This is a genomic window from Mycolicibacter sinensis (assembly GCF_001667375.1).
GTDB lineage: Bacteria > Actinomycetota > Actinomycetes > Mycobacteriales > Mycobacteriaceae > Mycobacterium > Mycobacterium sinense_A.
The window spans coordinates 69,731-75,878 of the sequence record NZ_LZIN01000013.1; the positions used below are offsets into that span (position 1 = coordinate 69,731).

The following is a 6,148-nucleotide window of genomic DNA, read 5'->3' on the forward strand; positions in this document are numbered from 1 at the left end:
GCTCAAAAGACTTGGCTCTGCGGTGCGGCGATGACGAAGCCGTGCGTAACGACCGGACCCGTGGTGACATCGCCGGGGCTTTGGGGTTCTTTGAGCACACAGACCAATTCAGTGGACGGCGGGACACCGCAGACCATCGACTGAGTGGGTGGGAAATCCCAGAACACGATCTTGTGTCCGACGGGAAGCCTTGCGGTCGCTGGGGTGCCGCCAACCAGGGCCTCCGGCGGGCCGGCCACGAAACGCGCCGGTATGGTCCCCTTCCCATAGATTCCGGGCAGCTGCACCGAACGGGCGGCTGGCGGAGCCCCCGGAATGTCGCCCGTGCAGTTGACGTCGTGGGTGATCTTCCCCTGCCACACCCTGCAGACCAGCCCCGAATCGGTGGCGAAGACCACGATGGGGGTACTCGGCAGATCGCTGATCGAACCGGGCAGCGTTCCACTGTCATCGATCAGTGAGTCGACATCAGGGATCGCCGGTGCCGCAACGGCGTTCGGCGCCATCATCAGCAGCGCTGCTGACAACACCGCCCCTGCCCGTGCCCGCCGCGCCACGCAGAGCCTCTCCTTCGCCGTCAAACCTTCAACCTACGAGCGGCGAGCCCGTAGGTCAACGGCGGCGCTACCGCCCGGCCTCTACCAAGTCGCGCTCCGGCGCCACCACGTCCGATGCCGGTGCATCCGGCTCGGGCTTCAGGTCGCGCCACCAGCAGTACATGAACACCAGCATCGACATCACCAGCGCGACGATCACCCAGAGTGTGATCGTGACGTCAATCCAGGAGCCGATCGGCGGAGCGTCAGGCAGCGCGTTTCGCAGCGGGACTACCGCGAACAGCATTGCCGCATACCACGTCGTCATCGGCGGCTGGAATTTACGCCAACCTAGGAAGGTCAGGTTCGCGACAACGACACCCACCGCGGCCAGGGCGATCAAGACGCCCACGATCACGGCACCGAAAGCCATCGTGCTCGGCGACCGGTGCAGCGTGATCCGGTATGGGCCGCCGTCCTCGCGGTCGCTGACAATCTCGTTCTTCCAACCGGCAATATGGTCGACAAAGGTCACCGACATCCGTTCCGGCACAGTGGCATCACCACGGACGACATCGACGCTGATCGGCCCGGTCTGGTAGTGATCGAACGGCCACTTCGCCGAGTTACCGGAGATGGTCAATGGGACCGGAAACTCACCGGGGACCGTGCCCTTGGTCCAGGTGCGCTTCGTCGGCGTGACCGCGGAGTGCACCGCGATGCTGAGGTCTTCGGTGAGCCCGTGTCTGACCGGATCGAGCAGCGCAGGCCCCGGGGTGATCGTGACCTTGCCGTTCAGGGTGCCCTTCACCGTCTGGAGATCCTCGATGTCGATGGTCACGGTCGTTCCATCGGCCGACGCCAGAGCTTCAGTGAGGTGGCGTGGGCATCCACATCCCGCGCGCTCGTACAAGGCGACGGTGACGACGTAGGACGCGATGAAGAAGACCGTCATGCCGAGGATCAGAAGTAGCCTGGGCCGGTTGACGTGAACAGCAGAAGCATTGTTCGACAAGGCTGCTCTCCCTCATTCGGCCCGATCGATGATCGACAACAACCGCTGCATCGTCTCATCGCCGCCGCGTTCACCGCCCAGTTTTCGACGGACGAGCGACACACAAATCGGGCTGCTGCGACTAGATTGCGACGCCGCTATTCGACGGTGACCGACTTGGCCAGGTTGCGCGGCTTGTCGACGTCGTACCCCCGAGCCTGGGCCACCCCGGCGGCGAACACCTGCAGCGGGATGGTCGACAGCAGCGGCTGGTAAAGCGTTGGCACAGCGGGAATTTCGATCAGGTGGTCGGCGTAGGGCCGCACCGTCTCGTCGCCCTCCTCGGCGATCACGACGGTGACAGCGCCGCGGGCCTGGATCTCGCGGATGTTGGAGAGCAGCTTGGAATGCAGCACCGCGGCGTTCTTGGGCGAGGGCATCACGACGATCACCGGCAGGTCGTCCTCGATCAGCGCGATCGGGCCGTGCTTGAGCTCACCGGCGGCGAAGCCCTCGGCGTGCATGTAGGCCAGTTCCTTGAGCTTGAGCGCGCCTTCCAGCGCCACCGGGTAGCCGACGTGCCGGCCCAAGAACAACACCGCGGGCGACCTGGCGAACCGCCGCGCCAGCTCGGCCACCGACTCCATCCCGTCGAGGACCTGCGACACCAGGTCGGGCATCGCCTCCAGTTGCCGGTACTCGCGCTCCACCTCGTCGGGGTACTTGGTGCCGCGGGCCTGGGCCAGCGCCAGACCGACCAGATAGTTCGCGGTGATCTGGGCCAGGAACGTCTTGGTCGAGGCGACGCCGATCTCGGGTCCGGCGCGGGTGTAGATCACCGCGTCGCACTCGCGCGGGATCTGCGAGCCGTTGGTATTGCAGACCGCCAGCACCTTGGCCTTCTGCTCCTTGGCGTGCCGGACGGCTTCGAGGGTGTCGGCGGTCTCGCCGGACTGGCTGATCGCCACCACCAGGGTGCTGCGGTCCAGCACCGGGTCGCGATAGCGGAACTCACTGGCCAGCTCGACCTCCACCGGCAGCCGCGTCCAGTGCTCGATCGCATACTTGGCCAGCAGCCCGGAGTGATACGCGGTGCCGCAGGCCACCACGAACACCTTGTCGATATCGCGCAGCTCCTGGTCGGAGAGGCGCTGCTCGTCGAGCACGATGCGGCCGTCCTCGAAGTGCCCGAGCAGGGTCTCGGCCACCGCGGTGGGCTGCTCGGCGATCTCCTTGAGCATGAAGTACTCGTAGCCGCCCTTTTCCGCCGCGGACAAATCCCAATCGATATGGAAGTGCCGAGCGGCGTCGGCCGCGTCGTTGCCGTCGAAGTCGGTGATGCGGTAGTGGTCGGCGGTGATCACCACCGCCTGGTCCTGGCCCAGCTCGACGGCGTCGCGGGTGTAGGGAATGAACGCCGCCACGTCCGAGCCGAGGAACATCTCGCCCTCGCCGATGCCGACCACCAGCGGGGTGGATCGCCGCGCCGCCACGATGGTGCCGGGCTCGTCGGCGTGCGCGAACACCACCGTGAAGTGCCCCTCCAGCCGGCGCAGCACCGCCAGCACCGAGGCAAGAAAATCTCCGGCAGTCCCACCCTCCCGGTATTGGCGAGCCACCAGGTGGGCGGTCACCTCGCTGTCGGTCTCGCTGGTGAACTCGGTTCCCTCGCGCTCCAGCTCGTCGCGCAGCGCGGCGAAGTTCTCGATGATGCCGTTGTGCACCACGGCGAACTTGGAGGTCGCGTCGCGGTGCGGGTGGGCGTTGCGGTCGGTGGGCCGGCCGTGGGTGGCCCAACGGGTGTGGCCCAGCCCGGTGCCGCCGCTCAACAGGACCGGGTCGGTGGCGGCCAGTTCGGCCTCCAGGTTGGCCAACCGGCCCGCGCGGCGGCGGATGGTGAGCTGACCGACACCGTCGACGACGGCGATCCCGGCGGAGTCATAGCCGCGGTATTCCATCCGGCGCAGTGCCTCGATGACGACGTCGCGGGCGGGGCGTTGCCCGACGTAGCCGACGATTCCGCACATAGCTGTTCAGGGTAGTGCAGCGCCGGGGTATCCCTGCATTCTCGCCGTCCGACTGTGATGGCGGCCATCATCGCCTGTGGATAACTCTCGCGGTCCGTCTCCTCCCGGCGGTACGCTCCTGGCATGGAGCCGGAGAACCTCGAGGAGCGCGTCTCCGCCCTGGAAGGCCAAGTCAACGATCTACGTCGGCGGGTGCGGGCCAGCGAGCAGGACGCCCAGGCGGCGCGGGTGCTGGCCGGGGCCGCCGACCGTGACGTCGCCGATATGGGTGGCGAGGTGCGGGGCCTGCGCGGGGAGGTCACCGGCCTGCGCGGGGAGGTCACCGATCTCCGCGGGGAATTCACCGGCCTGCGCGGGGAATTCACCGACTTCCGTCACGCTACGATATCGAGCTTCAACGCGCTGCGCGCGGACATAACCGACCGCTTCGCCCGCGTCGACGACGAGTTCAGGAAGGTCAACAACGGGTTCGCCGAGATGCGGGCCAAATTCGATCTCGCGGCGGCCGGTCAGCAGCAGATCGTCGGGCTCATCCAAGGCCTGATCGACGATCGTCGCGGCGATCCTGGGTAGGTTCACGCCAAGACGGGAATGGCACTTCCCGGTGCGTTAACGTCATCGGGTGGCCAGCATCAAGCGTCTCTACACCGCATTGACCCGCCCCGGACCGCATCGTGTACTGCGGGGCGACCTGGCCTATGCGGGCCTGGCCGGTGTGGTCTACACCCCGGCCTCCGGTTACCGGCTGCCGGCGGTGACATTCGGCCACGACTGGCTGACCCGAGCCGACAGCTACGCCGGCCTGTTAGAGCACTTGGCGTCGTGGGGCATTGTGGCCGCGGCACCCGACACCGGGCGCGGGGTGGCGCCGTCGGTGCTGGACTCGGCCGCCGACCTGGGCCGTGCCTTGGAGATCGCCACCGAGATCCGGTTGGGGCCAGGCCGGATCAGCGTCGACCGCAACCGGCTCGCGGTGGCCGGCCACGGCTTCGGCGGATCGGCGGCGGTGTTCGCCGCCGCCAGGTCGCCGGTCAAACCCAAAGCGGTGGCGGCGATTTTCCCGACGGTCACCGTGCCGCCCGCCGAGCAGCCGGCGGCGACGCTGGAGGCGCCCGGCGTGATCTTCAGCAGCGTCGGCGACCCGAATGCACTGCGTTCCAACGCCGTTGAGCTGGCGCACGCCTGGCCTGCGGCGACGCTGCGGGTGATTAGCAAGGCCTCTCCCACCGGTCTGCCGCAGGGCCGATGGCTGACCGGGTTCTTCGGGCTGCCGGGCTCGGATCGACGCACCCAGCGGCGGGTGCGTGCCTTGTTGACCGGCTATCTGCTGGCCCAGCTGGTCGGGAACAAGGCTTACCGGGAGTTCGCCGACCCGGGAGTGCGGTTGCCGCGCACCGAGGCGCTCGAAGCACTGCCGGAACTTGCCAGCCCCGAACAGAAGATCGCCGCGCTGCTGAAGTAGCGGGACTCCGCCTGTGGATAACTGAGCGTGTAGCGCCAGGGCGCGGCCGAACGGCGGTCGAGCGCGCCATCCTCACCCGTCAGGCGGTGACGCAGCACTAGGTGAAATCTCGCCAGAGATGAGGTTCAGCCGCGCTGGATGAACGTCGTTACCTGCGCGCTGAATTGTTCGAGATCGCTCAGATCGTTGAGTCTGGAGGTGACGATCTCGTCGGCGACAGCGACGTATTCGTGGACGAGAACGTTGCGGAATCCGACTGCTTTCCGCATCGCATCGGCAAGCTCGGCCGTGAGTACGTCGTGGAGGCCCAAAACTTTCATCGCATCGCCGTTGTCGTCCGGTGGTCCCCAACCCTCAGCGGAACAGATGTGCTGGGCGATATCGACGCAGGTTTCGATACAGGTGATGAAGGTGTACTTCACGCCGCGCAGCCACATCGGATCGAGACGACGGCCTTCTTCGGCACCGGCTTCACTGCGTAACACGCCGAGATCGTCGACGAGGCCACGTAGTAGGCGGAAAACTCGGATTTCATCGACCACGGCGCAGCACCGCTTCGGCGAACTCCCGGTGCGCGCGCCTAAGCCGCGGCAGCTCGTCAAGGTAGATCTTTCGAGTGGTCGCCTCCCACCGCACGCGGGCACAGGCGTCGCGCTCGAAGAGAAGCTTCCCGTCCAGCGCGATCCGGCCAGCGAGTTCCAAGGGAGCGCCGTTAAGCACCAATAAATCGATACCAGGGGGCAGCAGAACCTCGAAAGCTTCTGGGGGCTGGGAATCGAAATAGGCCGCGACGTCAACATCTGAATCTGATCGTGCAGCCCCGGTGGCCCGGCTGCCGTGCAGATAGGCGAACACGGCGCCCTGATCCCGCAGCGCCGTTACCGCCGCCGCGATCCGCCCATCGACGTCGTCCACGGCTCGATTGTCCATTAAATCCGGGGGCGGGAGCTGATACCGCGCGGTGAGCGTGCGCAGAATGTCGCGATCAGCGGCGTGGCGCCGTACAAACACGCACTCTGGCGGCAGGGCGCCGCCGGAAACGACCGCGGTCGCCGGGGGGGGCGGGGGCCCCCCCGGCCGGGGGGGGGGGGGGGGGGGGCGGCGGCGGGGGGGGGGGGGGCGGGGGGGC

The 6,148-nt window shown here is 67.2% G+C and carries 7 protein-coding genes; 2 read left to right on the forward strand and 5 right to left on the reverse strand.

The genetic code is table 11. The annotated features are described in order from the left end of the window. Positions 1 to 2: 2 nt before the first annotated feature. The 3 genes from A5771_RS02175 to glmS form a co-directional block, all read right to left on the reverse strand. On the reverse strand, positions 3 to 557 hold the full coding sequence (locus A5771_RS02175) for a hypothetical protein (protein WP_064853556.1): 555 nt from the start codon (positions 555 to 557) through the stop codon (positions 3 to 5). A gap of 67 nt (positions 558 to 624) precedes the next feature. After that, a complete protein-coding gene (locus tag A5771_RS02180) occupies positions 625 to 1,491 on the reverse strand; it encodes a DUF4436 domain-containing protein (protein WP_064853557.1) in 867 nt (288 codons plus the stop codon). Positions 1,492 to 1,688: 197 nt separating this feature from the next. Further along, a complete protein-coding gene (gene glmS / locus A5771_RS02185; RefSeq protein WP_064853558.1) occupies positions 1,689 to 3,557 on the reverse strand; it encodes a glutamine--fructose-6-phosphate transaminase (isomerizing) in 1,869 nt (622 codons plus the stop codon). Between the two features lie 123 nt (positions 3,558 to 3,680). Between glmS and A5771_RS02190 the strand changes: the two genes are divergently transcribed. Both A5771_RS02190 and A5771_RS02195 read left to right on the forward strand, forming a co-directional pair. Next, positions 3,681 to 4,130 (forward strand): hypothetical protein, encoded by a 450-nt coding sequence (locus tag A5771_RS02190; protein WP_064853559.1) that lies wholly within the window; start codon positions 3,681 to 3,683, stop codon positions 4,128 to 4,130. Between the two features lie 49 nt (positions 4,131 to 4,179). Next, positions 4,180 to 5,019 carry a dienelactone hydrolase family protein gene (locus tag A5771_RS02195; RefSeq protein WP_064853560.1) on the forward strand — a complete coding sequence of 280 codons (840 nt, stop codon included), beginning with the start codon at positions 4,180 to 4,182 and terminating at the stop codon, positions 5,017 to 5,019. A gap of 125 nt (positions 5,020 to 5,144) precedes the next feature. Here A5771_RS02195 and hepT read toward each other — a convergent pair whose 3' ends face one another. Both hepT and A5771_RS02205 read right to left on the reverse strand, forming a co-directional pair. After that, entirely contained in the window at positions 5,145 to 5,561 is a 417-nt protein-coding gene (hepT, locus tag A5771_RS02200; protein ID WP_064853561.1) for a type VII toxin-antitoxin system HepT family RNase toxin, read from the reverse strand. Next, positions 5,551 to 5,934: a nucleotidyltransferase domain-containing protein gene (locus A5771_RS02205; RefSeq protein WP_234782909.1), complete on the reverse strand. Its 384-nt coding sequence runs from the start codon at positions 5,932 to 5,934 to the stop codon at positions 5,551 to 5,553. Before A5771_RS02205 ends, hepT begins: the two co-directional genes overlap by 11 nt. Positions 5,935 to 6,148 lie beyond the last annotated feature (214 nt).